Origin of the sequence: Stakelama portus, assembly GCF_003171655.1 — a bacterium.
Taxonomy (GTDB): domain Bacteria; phylum Pseudomonadota; class Alphaproteobacteria; order Sphingomonadales; family Sphingomonadaceae; genus Sphingomonas; species Sphingomonas portus.
On sequence record NZ_QFZL01000004.1, the window covers coordinates 481,460 to 503,292 of the forward strand.

Below are 21,833 nucleotides of genomic sequence, written 5' to 3' on the forward strand. Positions count from 1 at the left end.
CTGTTCGCCCGCCAACGCCGCCGGGGATGCGTATCGTTCCTATGGAAACACCGGGTGCGGGCGGGTCGACGCGAGACCGGAAAGCTGGCCGACCCGCCCTGCTGAAGCGTGGAAACGCTCGGTGCGACAACGACGTTGCAGGGGGCGTGCCAACTGCTGGCGGCGACCAAATTCCAGACGTTTCAATGGTTAATTGCGGCCGCCGCGCAGGGGGTGTTGTAAACTTCCCCGACAGGCCCGTCAGCGCGTCGGAACATCATGCGTCGCGGCATTGCTGTCGCTCGCCTGATGCATACGCCCGGAAAGGTCGGACATGATGTACCAGGTGCCGCCCGCCATGATCGCGAGCAGGCTGACCGAGAACAGCACCAGCAACAGATCCTCGCGCGACTGCCGGCCGGAAAAGCTGAGATGGAGGAAGTTGCGCAGGTGCGCGACGATCTGCAGCAGCGCGGCGACGCAGATCAGCGCGACCTTCCATGTCGCTGGCAGGTCGGACAGCAGCGCAGCGAAGGCACCGACCGTCAGCGCCAGACTGACGACGAAGCCTGTGGCATAGCTTTTGATTTCGCTGTTCGCGCTTTGCTGCGGATCGAGCGCTCCGGTGTTCGGTTTGGTCATGCGAGCGGCACCAGGAAAACGAAGGAGAAGATCCCGACCCAGATCAGGTCGAGGAAATGCCAGAACACGCCGAGCATCGACAGGCGGACCTTCACCACGTCATCGATGCCGCGCGTCGCGATCTGGCCGATCATGGCGAGAATCCACATTATCCCGGAAAAGACGTGCACGCCGTGCAGGCCCACCAGCGCCCAATAGGCACTCAGCCAGCCGCTTGCCTGTGGCGTGCCACCCTCGCTCGCCTGGGAGAGGAAATCCTTCACTTCGAAGAACAGGAATCCTGTGCCCAGCATCGCGCACAGGAACAGCCAGGCGACCAGTTTTGCGCGGCCTTTCTTATATTTGACGCCCAGCGAGACGCCGGCATAGGCGACGCCGCCGACAAGCAGGAAGGCCGTCTGGATCGCGACGCTCTTGATGTCGAACAGGTCGTTCGGCCCGGGTCCGCCCGCCAGCCCCATCGGATTGAGATATGCGGCATAGGCGGCGAACAGGATGCCGAAGATGATGAGGTCGCTCATCAGGAACACCCAGAAACCGAACACCGTGGTTTCGGCCTGATCATGTGCCTCGCCATGCGTGTCGCCGAGGTTCAGTCCGGGATAAAGGTTGCTCTCGCTCATCCTGCGAACTCCGAAATATCGGGGACGCCGCGATTGCGCTCGGTCTCTTCGTCGGCGCGGGTAACGGGCGTCAGGCTCGCAATTTGTTGCCGGAACCGGCGATCGGCTTGCTCCACTTCGGCGGCCGGAATGATCGTGGGCTCGATCACGCGCATTCCGCGCAAGGCGACCATGCCGGGAATAGCAAGCAAGCTAAGGATCGCAAGCCACCAGATATGCCACACCATGGCAAAGCCGAGCGCGAAGGCCGCAATCGCGATCAGCAGCCCGTGCGCGGTATTGGCGGGCATTTCGATGTCGGTATATTCGGCGGGTGCCTGCCACGGGTCGCCCGCGCGTTTGCGCTCACCCCATTCATTGCGTGCCGTGACTTGCGGGATGCAGGGGAAGGTCCATTCGGGCACCGGTGCAGGGGTCGACCATTCGAGCGTCGAACCGTTCCACGGATCGCCGCCGGGCACCGCCAAGGCCGCGCGGTTGCGATAGCTGGTCCAGAAGGTCCAGGTCAGGCTGGCGAGCGCGCATAGCATCAACACCCCGCCGAACGCCGCAATATACATCCACGGCATGAAATCCGGGTTCTGGAAGGTGGGTGAACGGCGCGGCATGCCCATCAGGCCGAGCACATAGAGCGGCATGAAAGTGAAGACGAACCCGCCGACGAACAGGTAGGCCGTGCGCCGGCCCCATGTCTCGCTCAGCCGGAAGCCAAAGGCCTTGGGGAACCAGTAATGGATGCCCGCGAGCATGCCGTAGAGCACGCCGGGAATGATCACATTGTGGAAATGCGCGACGAGGAAGGTCGAATTATGGACCTGATAGTCGATCGACGGATTGGCGAGGATGATGCCCGACAATCCCCCGATGACGAACAGCAGGAAGAAGCCGGTCAGGTAGACGATCGGCGTGGTGATCCGCACGCGGCCGCGCCACATCGTCGCCATCCAGTCATAGATCTTCACGCCGGTCGGAATGCCGATGATCATGGTCGCGATGCCAAAGGCGATGTTCACACCCGCGCTCTGCCCCATGGTGAAGAAATGGTGCAGCCAGACGGTGAAGCTGATCACCGCGATGCTCATGCTCGCGATCACCAGCGAGGTGTAACCATAGAGCCGCTTGCCCGAGAAGGTGGAGCTGATTTCGGAGAATACCCCGAACGCGGGGAGGATCAGGATGTAGACCTCCGGGTGGCCGAACATCCAGAAGATGTTGGCGTAATTCATCATGTTGCCGCCGGCGTCATTGGTGAAGAAGTGGAAATCGGCATAGCGATCCAGCGCCAGCATCGCGCTCGACACGGTCAGCGCGGGCATCGCGTAGATCAGCATGATCGCGACGCAGAGCGAGGTCCAGCAGAACAGCGGCATGCGCATGAAATGCATGCCCGGCGCGCGTTCCTTGAAGATCGTGACCGCGAAATTCATCCCCGTCAGCGTCGATCCCATGCCCGATATCAGGATCGCCCAGAGCCAGTAATCGACTCCCTCGCCGGGGCTGAAAATCTTGCCGGTATAGGGCGGGTACATGGTCCACCCGCCAGTGCCGAACTGGCCCACCAGCAGCGAAATCATGATAAGCCCGGCGCCCGCTGCGGTCAGGCCCAGGCTGACCTGATTGAGCACCGGAAAGGCCATGTCGCGCGCGCCAAGCTGTTGCGGCAGGACGAAGTTTATCAGGCCGATCAGCAGCGGCATCGCGACGAAGAAGATCATGATCGTGCCGTGCGTGCTGAACAGCTGGGCGAAATGATCGGGCGCGACGAGCCCGCCCTCCGGCTGCGCCAAAGTGCCGAGCGCAGTCGCCTGATGCGCGCGCATCACAAAGCCTTCGATGATGCCGCGCGCCAGCATGACCAGCGCCAGCGCGATATACATGATGCCGATCTTCTTCGCGTCGGGCGACGTCAGCCAATTGCGATAGAGCGGCCCCCACCAGCGCATCCAGCTGAACAATAGCAGCGTGGCGATGCCGCCCAGAACCAGCACGCTCGCCGCACCAGCGCCGACAATCGTGCTGCTGTTCACGTCCCGCAGCAGATCGGTATAGGGCGTTACGTTCCAGTCGAGATTGCCGAAGATCGGGCTGGTCCCCCCGCTCATTCGCTCGCCCCCGTCGTGCCGGTTTGCGGCAGCCCGGTGCCGCCCCAGCGCCCGCCCGCGGATGCGCCGCCGGGCTGGTGATATTTCGCGACGATCTGCCGGAAAATGTCGCGCTGGCCGAGCGTCATGACGATCGGTTCGGCGCGCTTGTCGAGCCCCAGATCACCACGCGCATCGGCCAGAACCGTCTGGCGCCGCAACATGGCATAGCTGTTTTCATCGAGCACAAGGCCGCTTCTGCCGCGCGCGACCCAGGACGCATAGTCCGCCGGCGCGAGCGCGCGCACCGTGAATTTCTGGCGACCGAAACCGCTGCCATTGAACTGGGTATTCTCGCCCTCGGCCTCGCCGGGCCGGGTGGCGGAAAAATTGAGCTTCGTCGTCATCCCCGGCATCGCATAGATCTGTCCGGTCAGCGGGGCGATCAGCAGGCTCTGCATCACCGTGTCAGTCGTCAGCGTGATCTCCACCGGCCGCCCGACCGGCACTGCCAGTTCGTCCACCGTCGCAATGCCTTCTTCGGGGTAGATAAACACCCATTTCCAATCGAGCCCGATCGCCTGTACCCGCAACGATTCGGGCCCGACCGGCTTGTAGGGATCGAGCTTCTGCGTGGAGTACCAAAGCCAGCTTGCCAGCACGATGACGACCAGCACCGGCACGCCCCACAGGGCATATTCGAGCGGCTTCGAAAATTCCCATTGGGGCGTATAATCGCCGCGCGGCCTGGCATAGCGATAGCGCCAGAGGATGAACGGCACGCCGACGAGCACGGGCAGGATCACGACCATGGTGATGCCGACGACCCGCAGCAGATGCGTGAATTGTTCCGCTGCGACGGGACCCATCGGCTGGAGAAAGCTCTGCTGGAGCGTCGCCGATGCCATGGCGGCATCCGTGGCCAGCCATGCCAGCACGCAGCCCGCCCCGATTTTAGCCCAGGACATCAAACCCGGCCTCACCCCATGACCCAGAAAGATCGCGCGACGGAACGCCCCCAATCCGGGCGCTCCGTCGCGGCATTGAACCGATTGGCGCTGTCGGTCATTCAACCGGCGTCAGGGGCAGCAACCGCACCGGACAGCGTGTTCTGAATCTGGGTGGCCGCTTCCTGCAGGCCGCCCATGTCTCCGGTCGCGAGGGCATCGCGTGCAGACTGAATGTCCCCGGCCAGAGCCGTTCGCATATCCTCTGGAAATTCAGCCATATTGTCGTTGATCAGGCCATCAAGCTGTTCGAGCGCGGCGGTGGCTTCGTCGCGGTTCAAATTGCCCGAAGCAAGGCGATCGGCAAGCGTCGTCGCCTGCGATCGCGCTTCGGACGGCGTGGCGGAATTGTTTTCGAAACCCGGCTGATCGGCTGTGACCGTCGCAGTCTGTTCTTCGTTCGTTGCCTGCGGGCTGCCGCAGGCCGAAACTGCGAGCGCCAGCGGCAGAGCAAGCATCGGGTATTTGAACTTAAGGATCATATTGGTTCTCCTGGCTTGCGCGGCGACGCGCATTGCACCTTGCCGGCTAGGGTAGCTGCAACGCAGGTCATCGCAAGAAATTGTTCCGCAACAGCTCGACGACCTCTTTGGTCCGGCCATCGAGCACTGCTTTCACTCCGAACAGGGCGGTCGCCGCAACCTGCGACACCTCCACCTTGGGGGGCATGACGAGTTCCATCTGGTTGACGTGGACATCGAGCAGGGCAGGGCCTTCGTGGCGCAGCCAGGCATCCATCGCAGGCTCCAGTTCATTGGCATTCTCGACATGCCATCCGGCAAAGCCGCAGGCTTCCGCCAGCTTGGCGAAGTCGGGATTGTGCAACCCGGTAAAGTGATCGACCAGCCCTTCGACGCGCTGCTCCATCTCCACGAAGCCGAGCGTGTTGTTGTGGAACACCACCAGCTTGAGATGGATATCCTCCTGCACCAGCGTCAGCAGGTCGCCCATCAGCATGGTCATGCCGCCATCGCCGCACATGGCGATGACCTGGCGATCGGGATAGGCAACCTTCGCGCCCATCGCTTGCGGAAAGCCATTCGCCATGGTCCCGTGCAGCAGGCTGTTGAGGAAGCGCCGCTTGCCGTTGGCCTTGAGGTGCCGCAGCATCCACACCATCGAAGTGCCCACATCGGACACGAAGATGGCGTCGTCCGCCGCCTTCTTGTCGAGCATGTTGGCAACGAATTGAGGGTGGATCAGGCTCGGATCGTGCTCCTCGCCCTCATGCTCATACCCCTTGAGGTCTTCGGCCCACTGCTTGAGATGCGTCTGGAGGTGGCTGTCGTGAGATTTCGGTGCGACCAGCGGGGTTAGCGCGGCAAGGGTCGTCTTGGCATCGCCGACAAGGCCGAGGTTGATCGCCGACCGGCGGCCCAGATGCGTCGGATCGACGTCGATCTGCACGATCTTCTTCGCCTCGGGATAGAACTGGGTGTAGGCAAAGTCGCAGCCCAGCGTGATGACCAGATCGGCATCCTCCAGCGCTTCCACGCCCGCCTTGTTGCCGAGAATGCCGTTTACCCCGACGTTGTAGGGGTTGTTGGGTTCGAGGAACTCTTTCGCGCGGGTCGTGTGCACCATCGGTGCCTTCACCTTCTCGCAGAAGGCCATGATCTCCTCCCGCGCATCGCGTGCACCGATCCCGGCATAGACCGATACCTTGCCTGCGGCGTCGACCATCTTGGCCAGCTCCGCCATCTCGGCATCGTTCGGACGGCTGACCGGCTGCGGGCGATAGACTTCCCAGTCCATCGCATCCTCGTCGCTCTCGGTGAACATGTCGCCGTTCACGATCACGACCGCGACGCCCTTCTTGTTCAGCGCGGCCTGCGCGGCCTTGGTGACGATGCGGCGCGCCTGCGAGGGATGCGAGATATATTCGCAGAAGTGCGAGTGCTGCTCGTAAATCTTCTTCTGATCGACTTCCTGCGGGAAGTCGAAGCCGGCTTCGGTGCGCGCCACGTCGGACGCGATCAGCAGCACCGGGGCACCGTTGCGGTGGCTTTCGTAAATGCCGTTGACGAAGTGCAGTGAACCTGGGCCGCATGTCCCGGCGCAGACCGACAATTCGCCGGTCATGTAGGATTCGCCGCCAGCCGCGAAAGCGCCGGCCTCTTCATGGCGGACGGTGATCCAGCGCAGGTCGCTCTTGGCGACGGCGTTGGTGAAATGATTGATGGTATCGCCGGGAATTCCGTAAACGCGTTTCGCCCCTGCCTTTTGCAGGGCATCAACGACGATATCCGCCACTTTCTTCGACATTCTATTCCTTTCGCCATTGCGCCCTATCGCCACGGATCAGGCGGTAAAGTCAGACCAAAATTGCCGTATCGAACAGGGTCGACATGGCGGTTTTTTGCGAGGCAGGCAGGTGTTGCGCCCCGCCACACGAAGCATTCAGCCCCTGGCCGATGCGCTGCCACCCGACGGCTCCGCGTCATCGGGGGCAGGCTCGATCGAAACCTCGCCAAGAATCTTCCTGCTGATGCCTGTAAACAGCACTGCGAACACCACGATCCCGGCAAAGACATAAATTTCCAGATCGTGCTTGCCTGACAGGTGCCAAAGGAAAAACAGCAACAACGCGCCATTCGCCAGCGTCGCCAGCCACAGCAGCGCGAGGCGACCACCCTTCCCCTCCTGACTCCTGAGCGCCGCGCCCAGCGGGATGAAGGTGTGCACCAGCAGGAAGGTGGCGCTGGCGACATCGCCGATCTGCGACAGGTCGAGCAGCATGATCATGACGATCACGATGCAGACCGTCGCGACCATCGCGATATTGCCCTGTCGCAGGAACAGCGGCTTGGCCAGCACCGGGCTCACCTCGTTATGGCGAGCCATGAATCCGATCGTGTTGGAGCCGGAGAAGATGTTCGCGTTGATATTGGTCATCGTCGAAACCATCGCGGTGATGCCGATGATCACGAAACCCGTCGTGCCCAGATCGGGCCGCGCCGCAGCGGCCAGCGCGTAATCCTTCGCGCTCTCGATCTTGGACAGGTCGATCGCGCCGAAAACTGCCACATCCAGCGCAACGTAAACCGCGCCGACCACCAGAATGGCGATGAAGATCGCCTTCGCGATAACCGCCTTGTTCTTCACGCTGCCACCCGCATTCGCGATGACCGCGAACCCGGCGAAGGACAGGTTCGCCAGCGCCACGGCGTTGACGAAATTGCCGAAGCTGAAGCTGACCGCGCTGTCATTGGCCGCGTAAGTCGCGGGATCGAAATGGGTAAAGACCAGGATCGTGAAGCCGACCAGCACGACCAGCTTGGCAATCACGAGGATCTTTTCCGCCACGCCCATCAGCTTGATACCCGTGGCGTTGATCAGCAGGAATGCCAGCATCACCCCGATCGCGAAATAGTCGACCCAGCCCGAGCCGATCGAGAGGACCTTGGCGGAGTAATGCCCGAAACTCTCGGCCACGAGGCCGAGGACGATCGCGATGGAGAGGAAATAGCAGAACGAGATCGTGCTGCCGATCAGACTGCCGTTCCAGCCGCGCGTCAGATACTCGGCCACGCCGCCATTGGTGTTCGATATCTTGGACAGGTCGTAATAGGCATAGCCCGCCAGTGCAGAGACGATCCCCGACAGGATGAACGCGGCCCAGGCATAGCCGCCCGCCAGAGTGGAGATCTGACCGAACAGGGCAAAAATCCCCGCCCCGATCATCGTCCCCACGCCCAGCGAGGTCACCTCGACCAGCGAGAGTGTGACTTTACCCGTCTTGTTCATGCCCGATCTTTCGTGCCGAGTTTCAACACCTTGCCCATTCTAGCCGTGGCGGCGGGCGTGGATTGCGCCGTCCTTCAGCAATACGCAGGTGCCGCGAGCCAGCGGCTCCCACCCTTCGGGGTCGAGCGGCACCGAGGCGAAAAGATGCAGCGGGCCGGAAATTTCCTTGATGCTGGCACCCGATGTCTCCCACCGGGAGCCGCGATGGCTGTCGTCGAAGCTGCGGATATTGAGCCCCGGCTCGCGCGGCTCGGTCAACCCGTCTTCGGTTTCGAAACGCCGCCGGTCGGCGTGGACGAACAGGTATTCGCCATCGAAGAACAGGAAGTTGGAGCTGCCCAGCTCGCGCATCTCGGCGGAAAAGCGCGCAAACACGTCGAGCCGCGCCTTAACATCCGTCGCGTCCGCACGGCTCAGCCGGGCGAGCAGCATCAGGAAGGCGAGTTCGGAATCCGTATCGCCAATCCGCTGCGCGATGAATGCGCGCGCGTCTTCGCGATCTTCGATCCCCGGCAGGACGCCATTATGCGCAAAGGCATGGCGCCGGCCGTTGACGACGCGGTCGAACGGATGGGTGTTCGCCAGTGCCGGCTTGCCCCTAGAGGCTCTGCGCACATGCGCGATCAGATGCTTACACGGATGCTCGTTGCGAACCACCATCCGCGACAATTCGCTGGTCGCGGCCGGATCGGGTTCGCGGAACAGATAGGCATCGCGATCCTGCGCAAACAGGATGCCCCAGCCGTCGCGATTGCGATGCTTTTCACCCCCTTCGGCGGCAAAGAGATCGAGTTCGTAGCGGACCGTGTGCGGCACCGACGCACTCATCGCAAATAATTCACACATGCGTCGGCCTTCCGTCTTTCAAGCTATTGCTCCAGCCATTTCGCGGCGCGCGAATCAATCGCCCTTCGCCCCGCTGGCGGACGAACCGCCCGGCTGCACCGCGTCGCCGGCGATCGCGCCGCTCAGCACCACATTCTGATACGCATAGGGAATCTCGATACCCGCTTCGTCGAACCGCTTCTTGATATCTTCGAGCAATTGATACTCGACGGCCTTGGCGGTGGCGGAATCGCGGCACCATGCGCGCAGCGACAAATCCACACTCGACGCGCCGAGCGATATCACCGGACAGCCGACCACTTCGATCACATCGGCATGCGCCTGCGCCAGTTCCAGCACGATCGCGCGCGCCTTGTCGATATCGGAATCATATCCGATCGAAATCGTCGGCGACATGATGACCCGTGGATCGATCGACGACAGGTTGATCATGATCTGATTGGCGATGGTCCCGTTGGACAGGACGATGCGGCGGTTGTCGAAGGTTCGCAGCACGGTGTAGCCGAGCGACAGATTCTCGACGATGCCGGTTTCCAGTCCCGTCGGCGTCGTCAATTGCAACCGGTCGCCGCGGCGGAAGGGCTTGTAGATCACCAGGCTGATGCCGGACACCAGATTGCCCAGCGTCGATTGCGCGGCAAAGCCGATGACCACCGACACGATGCTGACCCCCGCGAGCAGCGAGGTCGTCAGCTTGTTGAGCGCGGGGACCGCGTGGCAGAACAGCAGCGCCAGCACGATCCACATGATGAAGGTCGACAGGTTCGAAATGAAGCTGAGCGTCATCCGGTCGATATGTTCCTTGGGATCATGATCGATCAGCGTCTTGAGCGCGCGGCGCAGCAATTTGGTCAGCGCCAGCCCAAAGGCCAGGAACAGGGCGCCGAGCGCCATCGCGCCCCAGAAATGATTGGGATCGAGAAAATGCGTCAGATCCGCCAATAGCCTGGGCGAATCCGGTGCGCCGGGTGACGGCGACGCTGCCGGAACCGACCCCGCTTTGGCGTTCAGCAGGGATGCGATCATAGCGTCGGCTTGAACGTATCGGGATCGGCCATCCGCCAATATTCGGCAAAAGGCGTATCGTCGGGTTCGTGCAGCAGCTTGCCGGGCGCCACCTCATGGACGATCTGCGACCAGGGGATCATCTCGGCATTATTCTTCCATTGGCGCAGGTGGCGCGGAGTGAAATCGTCGGGCGAATCCAGACCGCAGGCGACGACGATGTCGTGCAGGCTGTCGAGCGTCTTCGACTGGAAATTGGCCACACGCTGCGCCTTTTCGGGGATGACGAGGCCGCGCTGGCGGGCAGGGGAGCTGGTCGCGACTCCGGTCGGGCAGGTGCCGGTATGGCAGCGCAGTGACTGGACGCAGCCGAGCGAGAACATGAACGCGCGCGCGGCGTTGCACCAGTTGGCGCCCAGCGCGGCATTCATCGCGATCGCCGAACCGGAGAAGACCTTTTCCGATGCCGCCAGCTTGATCTTGTCCTTCAATCCCGTGCCGATCAGCGCATTGTTGACGTAGTAAAGGCCGATCCGCAGCGGCAGGCCGACATGGTCCGACAATTCGAGCGGCGCGGCGCCCGTGCCCCCACCGCCACCGTCGACGACGATGAAGTCGAGCGTGATCCCGCTGTCGAGCATCGCCTTGCAGATCGCGAAAACCTCATGCGGCATGCCGACGCACAATTTGATGCCGACCGGCTTGCCGCCCGAAAGCTCGCGCATTTTCGCGGCGAATTCGAGCATTTCGCGCGGCGTTGAAAAGGCCGAATGACCGGGCGGCGACAGGCAATCCTGATGCGCCGGGACCTGGCGGGTGCTGGCGATCTCTTCGGTCACCTTGGCTGCCGGAAGCAGGCCGCCATGGCCGGGCTTGGCACCCTGGCTCAGCTTGATCTCGGTCATCTTGACCTGATCGTGCTGCGATTTCTCGCCAAAGGCGCCGGGATCGAAATTGCCGTCCTTGTCGCGCGCGCCGAAATAGCCCGAGCCGATTTCCCAGACGACGTCGCCACCATGTTTGAGGTGATAGGGCGACAGGCCGCCTTCGCCGGTGTCATGATAAAAATCGCCGATCTTCGCGCCCATATTCAGCGCCTCGATCGCATGGTTGCCCAGCGCGCCGAAACTCATCGCGCTGATATTGAGCCGGGCCGCTTCATAAGGCTTGCTGCACTGATCGGTGCCGACCTTCACGCGCGTCCGCTTGGGTGCCCTGGGGTTGGGATTGATCGAATGGCAGAGCGCTTCATATTCTTCGGAATAGACGTCGAGCTCGGTACCGAACGGGTGCGCATCCTCCTGCTTCTTCGCTCGCGCATAGACGAGCGCGCGCGAGACATGGTCATAGGGCCGGCCTTCCAGCGGACCTTCGACGATATAGCTGCGCAGGAAGGGCCGAAGATCCTCGAACAGCCAGCGAAAGCGTGCCGTCAGCGGATAATTGCGCCGCAGCGAATGCCGGTCCTGAAACAGGTCCCAGATGGCAATGGCCAGCAGCGGCACGACGACGATGAGTGCCCAGAAAAAGGCCTTTGCAACCCAGTGCCCCAGAGCCGCGATCAGTATGACCAGAAGCAACGGGATCCAGAAACCGAGATTCCGCTCCAGACCCTTGTCCGCAAACAATCCACGCACCACCATGCAAAACGCCCCTTTCTGTCGCCCTTGCGCTAACCGGTACGGGTCCGAAGCGTTCCCTGTAAAGTTCGATACGCCGCTGCGGTCGGGTTTCCCGGGTCCTAAGTCACGCACAAGGCGCCGGGCGGACGACACTATGCGCTGCGTCCGCCGGGGCGAGAGAGGATCGGGTGATTGCGGGTCTTGGTCGGCGGTCCGCAAAGTCGCGTCTGAATACGCGCGGAACATGCCGATCTGAAATGGTCGGGGCGACAGGATTCGAACCTGCGACCCCCACACCCCCAGTGTGATGCGCTACCAGGCTGCGCTACGCCCCGACCGAGGCGCAGGCATCTAGGCGGGAGTCCGCGCGGATGCAAGCCTTAGAGAATGGGTGGCGTTGCCGGATTCGGCGAATCCCCTTGTCCGGGCGAAATGCGCGGTTCCGCTGCCATGATTTCGGAGCGCCGGCCTGACCTGCGGCTACGGTCCGCCGCGTGCGGCACACGGTCCATAGTTGCGCCCGCGCGCTACCCGTGATAGCGCGCGCCGCTTGAAACGGGGCATTTTGCCCTTTCGAACCCAGGCAATCGGGAACCCATGTTCATTTCACCAGCATATGCGCAGGCGGCCGGTGCTGCAGGCCAGCAGGGAGGCACCATGGCGGGCATCGTCAGCATGCTCCCGCTCATCCTCATCTTCGTCGCATTTTATTTCCTGATGATTCGGCCGCAGCAGAAGCGGATGAAGACGCTTCAGAACGCGATTGCGTCGGTGAAGAAGGGTGACACCGTCATCACCGCGGGCGGTCTGGTCGGCAAAGTGACCAAGACCGACGATCAATATGTCGAAGTCGAAGTGGCGCCGGGCATGAAGGTGAAGGTCGTCAAGGCGACGCTCGCCGAAGTCCAGCCGCTCGGCGGCAAGCCTGCGAACGACTGATGCTGGATTTCCCGCGCTGGAAGGTGACGCTGACCTGGACGGCGATCATCGTCTTCGTTTTGCTGTCCGTGCCGAGCCTGTTGCCCGGATCGGTGCGCAATTCGGTGTTCGGCACGACGCCGCTGCCGACGGTCAATCTGGGTCTCGACCTTGCCGGGGGCAGCTATCTGCTGCTCGAAGGCGACACGGCGAATTTCCAGACCAAGCGCCTTGAAACGATGCGCGGCGTGGTGAGCACCGAACTGAAGCGCGATCCGCGAATCGATATCGGCGAGATTTCGATGCGCGGCGGCGAACTGAGCTTCATGGTGCGCGACGCGACCAAGGTCGATGTCGTGCGCGAACGGCTCCTGCCGCTGCTGAGCAACGACAAGGGTCAGCGCGCCTGGGACTTTCAGGTTCGCGACGACACGCTGGTCGTGCTGACTCAGACGAGCGCGGGCGTGGCCAGCGCGATCGATCAGGCGATGGGCGACGCGACCGAAGTGGTCCGCCGTCGTATTGACGAACTCGGCACGCGCGAACCGACGATCATCCGTCAGGGCAGCGACCGTATCGTCGTGCAGGTGCCGGGTCTGGACGATCCGACACAGCTCAAGGAACTGCTCGGCAAGACTGCGCAGCTGGAATTCAAGCTGGTGAATACCAAGGCGGATCCGGCGCAGGCATTGCAGGGTATCGCGCCGATCGGCAGCGAGGTTCTGAAATATGAAGACGGGTCGCCGATCGTTGTCGAGCGTCAGGCGATCATCACCGGCGATATGCTGACCAAGGCCAATCAGGCCTATGATCAACAGACCGGCGCGCCGACGGTGCAACTGACGCTCAATGGCGCGGGCACGCGCCGTTTTGCACGCGTCACCACCGAACATACCGGCGAGCCGTTCGCGATCATCGTCGACGATGTCGTGATTTCCGCGCCGCGCATCGATGAGCCGATCATCGGCGGTCAGGCGCGTATTTCGGGCGGCTTCACGGTCGAAAGCGCCAATCAGCTCGCCATTGCGCTGCGATCGGGCAAGCTGCCGATCAAGCTGCAGGTGATGGATCAGTCGACGGTCAGCCCGGAACTGGGCGCCGATTCGATCAACAAGGGCGCGCTCGCGTCAATTCTCGCCACCGCGCTGGTGATCGCGTTCATGCTGATCACCTATTTCCGCTTCGGCGTCTATGCGACGATCGCGCTGATCGTGAACATCCTGATGATCATCGGGGTGATGGGGCTGTTCAACGCCACGCTCACCTTGCCGGGTATCGCCGGCTTCGTGCTGACGATCGGTGCGGCGGTCGATGCCAATGTGCTGATCAACGAACGTATCCGCGAGGAACAACGGCGCGGGCGCAACGTGCTTCAGTCGATCGAATTCGGCTATAAGGAAGCCAGCCGCGCGATTTTCGACGCCAACATCACCAATGTCATCGCGGCGGCGATCATGTTCATCTTCGGCTCCGGCCCGATCCGCGGCTTTGCGGTGGTGCTGACGATCGGCATCGTGACGTCGGTGTTCACGGCCGTGACCTTTACGCGCCTGATGGTGTCTGGCTGGCTGAAGAAGCGGCCCAAGGAACTGGTGCTCTGATATGCGTCCGCTGAAACTCGTACCCGAAAATACGAACATCGATTTCCTGCGCCTGCGCACGGTGTTCATGGCGCTTTCGGTGTTGCTGATCGTCGGCTCGATCGCACTGGTTGCCATTCGCGGCCTCAATTTCGGCGTCGATTTCGCCGGCGGCCAGATGGTGCGCGTCACCTTTGCCCAGTCGGTGCCGGTGTCGCAGGTGCGTGAAAAGATCGACGGGCTGGGTCTGGGCGAAAGCGCGATCCAGCAGTTCGGCAGCGACCGCGACGTCGCGATTCGCCTGCCGCTTCCCAAGGGCGGCGCAGAAGCCACCGATCAGCAAGGCAACCGCCTGCGCGAATTCATCACCACGACCTGGCCGGGGGCGACGATCGGATCGGTCGATACCGTGTCTGGCAAGGTTTCGCAGGAATTGTTCCAGAAGGGCGCGCTCGCGCTTGGCCTCGCAATGGCGGCGATCGCGGTCTACATCTGGATCCGGTTCGAATGGCAATTCGGCATCGGCGCGCTCTTTTCGCTGGCGCACGACGTGGCGATCACCTTTGGCTTCTTTGCGATCACCCAGCTTGAGTTCAATCTGAACATCGTCGCGGCGATCCTGACGATCATCGGCTATTCGCTGAACGACACCATCGTCGTGTATGACCGTGTCCGCGAAAATCTGCGCAAATATCGCAAGATGGAAATCATTCCGCTGCTCAACCTGTCGACCAACGAAACGCTGTCGCGCACCATCGTCACGTCGTTGACGCTGATCATCGCGCTGGCGACATTGGTGCTGGTGGGCCCCGAAGTGATCTTCGGCTTCTCGATCGCGATGCTGCTCGGCATCGTTATCGGTACCTATTCGTCGATCTATATCGCCAACCCGATCCTGATCTGGGCAAAGGTCGGACCGCACAGCTTCGTGCCGAAGGACAGCGCTCCTGCCGGTGCCGAACGGGTGAAGGCCAAAGAGCTTCCCTGATGCGGATGGACCGCATGGGCGCGGAAGGGCCGGTGATTTCCGGCTTTTCCGGCGGCGGTTTCGTGGTCGATGGCGGCGCGTATCGCGCGCTGGTGCTGACGCCTGTGCGCGCGGATAGCTGGACACCGCCGTCGATCGATGCACTGGGCGAGGGCGATGTCGCGCCGCTGCTGGCGCTCGATCCGCAACCGGAATTCCTGCTGCTCGGCACCGGGGCTTCGCTCGTCCGGCCGCCGGCTGCCTTTACCCAGGCACTGACGGCGCGCGGCATCGGCGTTGAAGTGATGGACAGCCGCGCGGCGGCGCGTGCCTGGGGCATGCTGCGCGCCGAACAGCGCTGGATCGCCGGGGCGCTCTACCCGCTCGATTGAAGCCGCTGCGTTGCGGCGCGGCCCCTCTCAACTTCGGCTGGCAAGCCTTCATATCTCTCCCCTGAAGGGGAGGGGGCTTAGGCAGCTGTTCCCGGCTTCCGGGGCGTGCGTGGAGCGCGGGGCGCTTTGGGCGCCGCCTTGGGAGCGTTGGGAGCCTTGGGAGCCTTGGGTGCTTCGGGCGGCTGCGGTGCTTCCGGGGCATTGGCAGGCCTGGCCTTGTGATCGCGCATCCCCGCCGCAAATGCCGCAAGGCCGACTGCCACCAGTTCGGCGACGACGGGGTTGCGTGCGATTTCGGCGATCTTGCCGCTCTGCTTGCGCAGCTTTTTGGGCACCTTGATCCCCGCAATCTCCTTGGGGAGGATCGGCTTGGGGCCCTTGTCCTTCTTCGATTTCTTCTTGGCCATGGTCAGCTCCTTCGCCTGCAAGATCGGCCTTTTCGCACTGTGTTACAAGGCCATGACACGCACAAGCTCAGCCGGCGGCGACAAGTCGGTGGTAAAAGTCCGAAAGATGCGCGGCATTGGCCTGCCAGCTGAACGGCTGGGCGGCGGCGCATATCGCTGCAGTTGCGGGCGGATTGTCGACTATGTCGGTAATGCCGACAGCGAAGGCATCGGCGGTTCGCTCGACCAGCGCACCTGCGCCCGGCACCATCACTTCGCGCGCGCCGCCGATGTCGGGGATGACGATCGGCGTGCCGCAGGCAAGTGCTTCGACCCAGGCATTGGCAAGCCCTTCCGATGCGGAAGCCAGCGCCATCACGTCCGCGGCGGCGAGCCATTGCGGCATGACGTCATGCGCCACGCTGCCCAGCAGCTGTATCCGGCCGTTGACGCCCAGCGCGTCGATCTGTGCCTGCAATTGCGCGCGCGCCGGACCTTCGCCGGCGATCCGCAGCGCGACGCCGGGAAGGCGTGCGACTGCGTCGATGACGATGTCATGGCCCTTGCGCGCAATCAGCGCCCCGGTGGACAGCACCAGCGGGCCGGATATGCCCAGCGCCGCCTTGGCGCCGGCCCGGTCGCGCGGGTGAAAGCGCGCTGCATCGACTCCGGTCAGGCTGCGCTCGATCCGGTTGCCGTCCATGCCCAGCGCGATCATGTCGTCGCGCATCGCGTTGGATACGGCGAGACAGCCCGATGCAGCGCGTCCCGCGGCGAGGACCATGTCGCGCGTCGCAGGCGCCGTGCCCCAATGGTGGATATCGGCGCCGCGCGCCTTGATCGATACCGGCACGCCGAATTCGCGGCCCAGCGCAATCGCGGCGGGACCGTCGGGATAGAAGAATTCGGCAGCGATCAGGTCAAAGGGGAAGTCGCGTCGGATGTTCCGCACCAGCGGGCGAAGCGCGCGGACGAGCATCGTCGGGTGAAACCGGCCACCGGTGCCGGGGATATTGACGAAGCGCGGGCGGAAAACGTCCAGTCCGTGCCATGCCTCACGCCGGGGCAGCGCCTGTAGCGGGCGATAGCGGCGATGCCGCGCCAGCGGCCAGGGCGGCAGCCCGACCGGCGCGACCACGCGTATGTCGAGATCGTCGCGGGCGGCGATGGCGCGCGTCTGCTGTTCGACGAACACGCCGAAATTGGGGCGCGAAACGTCGGGGAACAGCGTGGAAAGCGTCAGGATGCGCAGCATGGCGCCCAGCCTAGCGCGCGAAGCTTACCGAGTCGCGAATCGCCTGCCTTTGCCTGAGCCTGTCGAATGATGCGACAGGCTCAGGCAAAGCGTGTTTCGGTCAGGTCAGCGTCCCAGCAGCACCCGCGCTTGCCCGGCAATCTGCGCCAGCATCGCCGCATTGGGCGTGGCGGAAAGCTTGGCGCGCTGTACCACCTGCACGAACTGTTCGACGCGGGGAGCGTTCTCCTCCAGCCATGCGTCGACTGCCGCTTCGGGATCGGTGCCGTCGCGCCGCGCCAGGAAATCGAGCCGGAGCTGCTGGAAATCGCGCGCCAGGCTTGCGATCAGCAGACGCTCCCAGGGATCCCCGGTGTTGATGCGGGCGGCATTGGCCTGGGCCCAGTCGAGCCCGAGCACCTGACCCAGATGCGTGAAGGCGCGCGTCAGCACGGTTTCGTCGATGCCCTGGCGTTCGCCCAGATCTGCAAGGCCGACCGCGCCGTCGAGTTCGAACAGGCGGACCACGCGGGCGGCGAGTTCGGGCGGCGCCCCGGCAGCCTCCAGCTTTTCGGAAATCCGGCCGCTATGTGCGCGCACTTCCTCAAGCAGCAATGCCTTTGCCTGACGATCGAGATTGGCGATGCCCTTTTCGAGCCGCCGGATGACGTCGGACAGTTTTTCGTCGGAACGGGCAGTGCGCAGCAGGTCCGCGATCTGGCTGCGCGCGCCCACTGCGACTTCGTCGAGCAGCGCGATACGCGCCTCTTCCGACATCGCAGTCGTTTCGATCGCCTGCCAGACTTCCTCGAGCCCGAACAGCCGTTCGGCGGCGATGAACATCTTTGCGATGTCGCCCATCGCAGCGCCTTCTTCCTCGGCCAATTCGAACGGGTGGAGCACGCCCAGCCGATTGACGACGCGATTGGCGATCTTGGTCGCGATGATTTCGCCGCGCAGCCGATGCTGCTCGATTGCGTCCGAGAATCGTTCGCGCATCGCTTCGGGGAAGGAAGCGAACAGATCGGGTTCGAGCAGCGGCTCGCTGCCCAGATCGGTGGCTTCGACTGCGTCCTGCAGCGCCAGCTTGGCAGTGGCGAGCAGCACCGCGAGTTCGGGCCGCGTCAGGCCGCGACCTTCCTGCACCCGGCGGAGCAGTTCGTCATTCGCCGCCAGCCCCTCGACTGCGCGATCGAGCCTGCCCGACGCTTCGAGGATCTCGATCACCCGGACATAGGAGGGCAGGGCGACCGAACCGTCATTTTCCATGAAGGACAGCGCGAGCGTTTGCAGGCGATTATCCTCAAGCACCAGCGCCGCGACATCATCGGTCATTTGCGCGAGCAGGTCGTTGCGATCGTCGAACTGCAGGTCGCCTTCATTCATCTCGCGGTTGAGCGCGATCTTGATGTTGACCTCGTTATCCGAACAATCGACGCCCGCCGAATTGTCGATGAAATCGGTGTTGATCCGCCCGCCGGCAGCCGCAAATTCGATGCGGCCGGCCTGAGTGGTGGACAGGTTGGCGCCTTCGCCGATCACCTTGGTACGCAACTGATCGGCATTGATCCGCAGCCGGTCATTGGCCGGATCGCCCACCTCGACATTATTTTCATGCGAGGATTTGATGTAGGTGCCGATGCCGCCGAACCAGAGCAGGTCGACCGGCGCGCGCAGGATCGCGGAAATGAGCGCAGCCGGCTCCATTTCGCTTTCCTCGATATCGAGCATCGCCTGAACTTCGGGCGTCAGCCGGATCGATTTTTCGGTGCGCGCGAAAATGCCGCCGCCCTTCGAAATCAGGTCGCGATCATAATCGTCCCAGCTCGAACGCGGCAGTTCGAACATCCGCTTGCGCTCGTCCCAGCTTTTCGCCGGATCGGGATCGGGGTCGAGGAAGATATGGCGGTGATCGAATGCCGCGCACAGCTTGATCGATTTCGAAAGCAGCATGCCGTTGCCGAACACGTCGCCCGACATGTCGCCGCATCCGGCGACGCGCACCGGATCGGTCTGCACATCGACGCCCATTTCGAGGAAATGGCGCTGGACCGAGACCCAGGCACCGCGCGCGGTGATTCCCATCGCCTTATGGTCATAACCATGGCTGCCGCCGCTGGCGAAGGCATCGCCCAGCCAGAAGCCGTGATCGATCGCGATCGCATTGGCGACGTCGGAGAAGGTGGCGGTGCCCTTGTCCGCCGCGACGACGAAATAGGGATCTTCGCCGTCGAGGATCGTCACGCTCTCGGGGTGGACGACATCGCCCTTCACGATATTGTCGGTGATCGACAGCAGCGCGCGGATGAAGACGCGATAGCTTTCTCTGCCTTCTTCGAACCAGGCATCGCGGTCCTTACGCGGGTCTGGCAATTGCTTGGGATAGAAACCGCCCTTTGCGCCGGTCGGCACGATAACTGCGTTCTTGACGCGCTGCGCCTTCATCAGGCCCAGGATTTCGGTACGGAAATCGTCGCGCCGGTCGGACCAGCGCAGGCCGCCGCGCGCAACCGGGCCGGCGCGCAGATGGATGCCTTCGACGCGGGGCGAATACACGAAGATTTCGCGCCACGGCAGCGGCTTGGGCAGGCCGGGAACCTGCGCACTATCGAGCTTGAACGCCAATGCCTCGGCACAGGCGGGCGAAAAGGCGTTGGTGCGCAGCGTCGCCGCGATCACGCCGCGGAACGACCGCAGGATCCGGTCGTCGTCGATCGCCGAAACCTCATCCAGCCCATGGATGATGCGATCGTCGGCCTGTGCGATCGCTTCTTCGGTTGCCGGCTGGCGGGCGGGGTCGTGCGCCAGTTCGAACCGGTCGATCAATGCCGCCGTCACCTTGGGCGCGCGGCGAAGCGCGTCGACGACGGTCAGCAGGCCATAGCTGCTTCCGGTCTGGCGCAGATAGCGGAACCAGGCGCGGCACATGGTAACCGCCAGCGGCTTGAGCCCCAGATCGACGGTCAGCCGGTTGAAGGCGTCGTTTTCGGCCTGACCGCCCAGTACCGCTGCGATCGCGGCTTCCACCGGGCCGGAATCCGCCATCAGGCGTTCCGCGCTTTCGGCGGGTAGCGACACTTCGAAATCATGGATGAACGCATCGGTGATGTCGCCCAGCCGGGTGGGGACCTCTTCCAATACGCGGAAGCCGAAATGCTCGAGCGTGGGTACGGCGTCGGAAAGCGGCAGCGACCCGCCGAGGCGGTAGAGCTTGAGCCGGAAGACATTGCGCGAGCCCGAAACCGGCGTGATCCGCACCGAACGATCCGCATCGGAATTGAGATCGGCCAGCCGGGCAATGTCCTGCGCCGCTTCCTCCGGCGCGTGCGTGGCGCGATAGCCCGCCGGGAACGACGTCGCATATCGCAGCGCCAGCCGCGTTGCGCCTTCGCCGACGATATCGGCCAGCGCCGCTTCGACGGCAGGAGCCCAGCCGCGCACCATCTTTTCGATTTCGGCATCGAGCGCCTGGGTGTCGGGCTTGCGCCCGCCATGCCGCAGGTCGAGCATATAGCGGACCAGCGCCACCGCGCCGTCCTCAAGCGCGATCGACCAGCTGAGCAGATCGGCGTTTGCCGCATCGGCGAGCATGTCGCCGATCGCTTCGCGCCGCGCGGTCGAAACATCGTCGCGCGGCAACCAGACAAAGGCGAACAAGTGGCGGCTGAGCGCGCTTTCGATCAGCGCCAGCTTGGGCCGGGGACGGTCGGCGATCGACATGGCGATCAGCGCCAGCTCCTCAAGCGAATCCGACGGGAATGCCGTCGTCAGATCATTGGGCAGCGTGTTGAGCGCATGGACCAGCGCCTTGCCGGTATGGCCGCGCGGATCGAAGCCGAACGCAGCCTCCAGATTGGCCAGCCGCTCGCGCAGCACCGGCACCTGATCGGTCGGCATGTGCAGCCCGCCGCTGGTCCACAGTCCGGCATAGAGCGAAAGGCCGATGACCTTATCCCCCTTGTTGATCGGCGTGACGACCAGATCGAGCGGAACCCGGCGATGCACCGTGGAAATGCAATTGGATTTTAGCAGCAGCGGGGCAGCGCCACAGCTTTCGAACCATTCGATCGCCAATTGGCGCGAACGTTCGGCCAGAATCGGCGCGGCCATCTTGTGCCGTGCAATGCCCATCTGATCGTCGGTGCGTCCATCGGCGAACCAGATTTCATGGCCGAGCAGCGTCATATAGCCCTGCGCGAACCAGCGCATCAGCGTCGCGCCTTCGCCATTGCCCAGCTTGTCGGCATCGTCGAGCATCGCCGCCTGCATCTTGCGCCAGTCGCCAACGGCGCTGGCCACATGGTGCAGCGAATCGGTGATATCGGCGACGATGGCCTGGCGCACGCGCGCGTCGGCACGCTCCATCTCGATATAGATCATCGATTCGGGCTCGCCCTCACCGATGTCGGTGACTTCGCCGTCGTCGTTGCGCGTTACATGGATGACGGGGTGGAGAATGCGGTGGACCAGCAGGTCGCGCCACACGATCGCCGATGCGATCGTCGCAACCAGAAACGGCATGTCGTCATTGACGACGGCAAGCTGCAGCATCCGCCTGTCGCCGGATCGATAGCTGCGCATGGCGACGCCTGCCTCACCGGGCGGACGCTTCGCAGCTACTTCGGCGACGAAGCCGGACGCTTCAGCCCGGGCCGCCTCATCAAATCCCTCCAGCTCACCGGGCAGTGCGCCGTCGGTGAGCTTCTCCTCGATCGCTTTTGCCAGCGAGTCTCTTGTTACTTTCATGCACGCGCTATGCGCCCGCCGACCTTACTTCTCAACCCGCTAGAGGGTCAGAGAATGT

Annotated in this window: 17 protein-coding genes and 1 tRNA gene; 4 read left to right on the forward strand and 14 right to left on the reverse strand. The window is 63.2% G+C overall.

All coding sequences use genetic code 11. The features are described from left to right. Positions 1–240: 240 nt before the first annotated feature. The 11 genes from DKB74_RS13895 to DKB74_RS13945 all read right to left on the reverse strand — a co-directional run bounded on the left by DKB74_RS13895 (position 241) and on the right by DKB74_RS13945 (position 11,887). A complete protein-coding gene (locus DKB74_RS13895) occupies positions 241–621 on the reverse strand; it encodes a cytochrome o ubiquinol oxidase subunit IV (protein WP_109808741.1) in 381 nt (126 codons plus the stop codon). Next, positions 618–1,244 carry a cytochrome c oxidase subunit 3 gene (locus tag DKB74_RS13900; protein WP_109808742.1) on the reverse strand — a complete coding sequence of 209 codons (627 nt, stop codon included), beginning with the start codon at positions 1,242–1,244 and terminating at the stop codon, positions 618–620. The genes DKB74_RS13895 and DKB74_RS13900 overlap by 4 nt, the downstream gene beginning before the upstream one ends. Continuing rightward, positions 1,241–3,346 (reverse strand): cbb3-type cytochrome c oxidase subunit I, encoded by a 2,106-nt coding sequence (locus DKB74_RS13905; protein WP_109808743.1) that lies wholly within the window; start codon positions 3,344–3,346, stop codon positions 1,241–1,243. The genes DKB74_RS13900 and DKB74_RS13905 overlap by 4 nt, the downstream gene beginning before the upstream one ends. Beyond that, complete coding sequence (locus DKB74_RS13910) at positions 3,343–4,293, reverse strand: cytochrome c oxidase subunit II (protein ID WP_145961006.1); 951 nt, start codon at positions 4,291–4,293, stop codon at positions 3,343–3,345. The genes DKB74_RS13905 and DKB74_RS13910 overlap by 4 nt, the downstream gene beginning before the upstream one ends. A gap of 101 nt (positions 4,294–4,394) precedes the next feature. Continuing rightward, positions 4,395–4,814, reverse strand: coding sequence for a hypothetical protein (locus DKB74_RS13915; protein ID WP_109808745.1), 420 nt, complete (start codon positions 4,812–4,814; stop codon positions 4,395–4,397). Positions 4,815–4,881: 67 nt separating this feature from the next. After that, complete coding sequence (locus DKB74_RS13920; protein WP_109808746.1) at positions 4,882–6,597, reverse strand: thiamine pyrophosphate-dependent enzyme; 1,716 nt, start codon at positions 6,595–6,597, stop codon at positions 4,882–4,884. 135 nt (positions 6,598–6,732) lie between these two features. Next, positions 6,733–8,079 carry an APC family permease gene (locus DKB74_RS13925; RefSeq protein ID WP_109808747.1) on the reverse strand — a complete coding sequence of 449 codons (1,347 nt, stop codon included), beginning with the start codon at positions 8,077–8,079 and terminating at the stop codon, positions 6,733–6,735. A gap of 39 nt (positions 8,080–8,118) precedes the next feature. Next, positions 8,119–8,925 carry a class II glutamine amidotransferase gene (locus DKB74_RS13930; protein WP_109808748.1) on the reverse strand — a complete coding sequence of 269 codons (807 nt, stop codon included), beginning with the start codon at positions 8,923–8,925 and terminating at the stop codon, positions 8,119–8,121. Between the two features lie 54 nt (positions 8,926–8,979). Continuing rightward, positions 8,980–9,951 carry a mechanosensitive ion channel family protein gene (locus tag DKB74_RS13935; protein WP_239987522.1) on the reverse strand — a complete coding sequence of 324 codons (972 nt, stop codon included), beginning with the start codon at positions 9,949–9,951 and terminating at the stop codon, positions 8,980–8,982. Beyond that, positions 9,948–11,573 carry an FMN-binding glutamate synthase family protein gene (locus tag DKB74_RS13940; RefSeq protein WP_109808749.1) on the reverse strand — a complete coding sequence of 542 codons (1,626 nt, stop codon included), beginning with the start codon at positions 11,571–11,573 and terminating at the stop codon, positions 9,948–9,950. Before DKB74_RS13940 ends, DKB74_RS13935 begins: the two co-directional genes overlap by 4 nt. Before the next feature lie 237 nt (positions 11,574–11,810). Then, positions 11,811–11,887, reverse strand: a tRNA-Pro gene (locus DKB74_RS13945). Positions 11,888–12,149: 262 nt separating this feature from the next. Between DKB74_RS13945 and yajC the strand changes: the two genes are divergently transcribed. Genes yajC through DKB74_RS13965 form a run of 4 tightly spaced genes read left to right on the forward strand, consistent with a single transcriptional unit; the run spans position 12,150 to position 15,409 of the window. Next, the gene (gene yajC / locus DKB74_RS13950; protein WP_109808750.1) at positions 12,150–12,491 is read left to right on the forward strand and encodes a preprotein translocase subunit YajC; all 342 of its coding nucleotides are present in this window, start codon (positions 12,150–12,152) and stop codon (positions 12,489–12,491) included. After that, positions 12,491–14,071 carry a protein translocase subunit SecD gene (gene secD, locus DKB74_RS13955; protein WP_109808751.1) on the forward strand — a complete coding sequence of 527 codons (1,581 nt, stop codon included), beginning with the start codon at positions 12,491–12,493 and terminating at the stop codon, positions 14,069–14,071. Before yajC ends, secD begins: the two co-directional genes overlap by 1 nt. Before the next feature lies 1 nt (position 14,072). Next, positions 14,073–15,038: a protein translocase subunit SecF gene (secF, locus tag DKB74_RS13960; protein ID WP_109808752.1), complete on the forward strand. Its 966-nt coding sequence runs from the start codon at positions 14,073–14,075 to the stop codon at positions 15,036–15,038. Further along, a complete protein-coding gene (locus DKB74_RS13965) occupies positions 15,038–15,409 on the forward strand; it encodes an Mth938-like domain-containing protein (RefSeq protein ID WP_109808753.1) in 372 nt (123 codons plus the stop codon). Before secF ends, DKB74_RS13965 begins: the two co-directional genes overlap by 1 nt. Positions 15,410–15,486: 77 nt before the next feature. Here the strand turns inward: DKB74_RS13965 and DKB74_RS18840 are convergent, their stop codons facing one another. The 3 genes from DKB74_RS18840 to DKB74_RS13980 form a co-directional block, all read right to left on the reverse strand. Next, complete coding sequence (locus DKB74_RS18840; RefSeq protein ID WP_145961008.1) at positions 15,487–15,816, reverse strand: hypothetical protein; 330 nt, start codon at positions 15,814–15,816, stop codon at positions 15,487–15,489. Positions 15,817–15,883: 67 nt separating this feature from the next. Next, on the reverse strand, positions 15,884–17,050 hold the full coding sequence (locus DKB74_RS13975) for a glycosyltransferase (protein ID WP_109808755.1): 1,167 nt from the start codon (positions 17,048–17,050) through the stop codon (positions 15,884–15,886). Positions 17,051–17,155: 105 nt separating this feature from the next. Next, positions 17,156–21,775: an NAD-glutamate dehydrogenase gene (locus DKB74_RS13980; RefSeq protein WP_109808756.1), complete on the reverse strand. Its 4,620-nt coding sequence runs from the start codon at positions 21,773–21,775 to the stop codon at positions 17,156–17,158. Positions 21,776–21,833 lie beyond the last annotated feature (58 nt).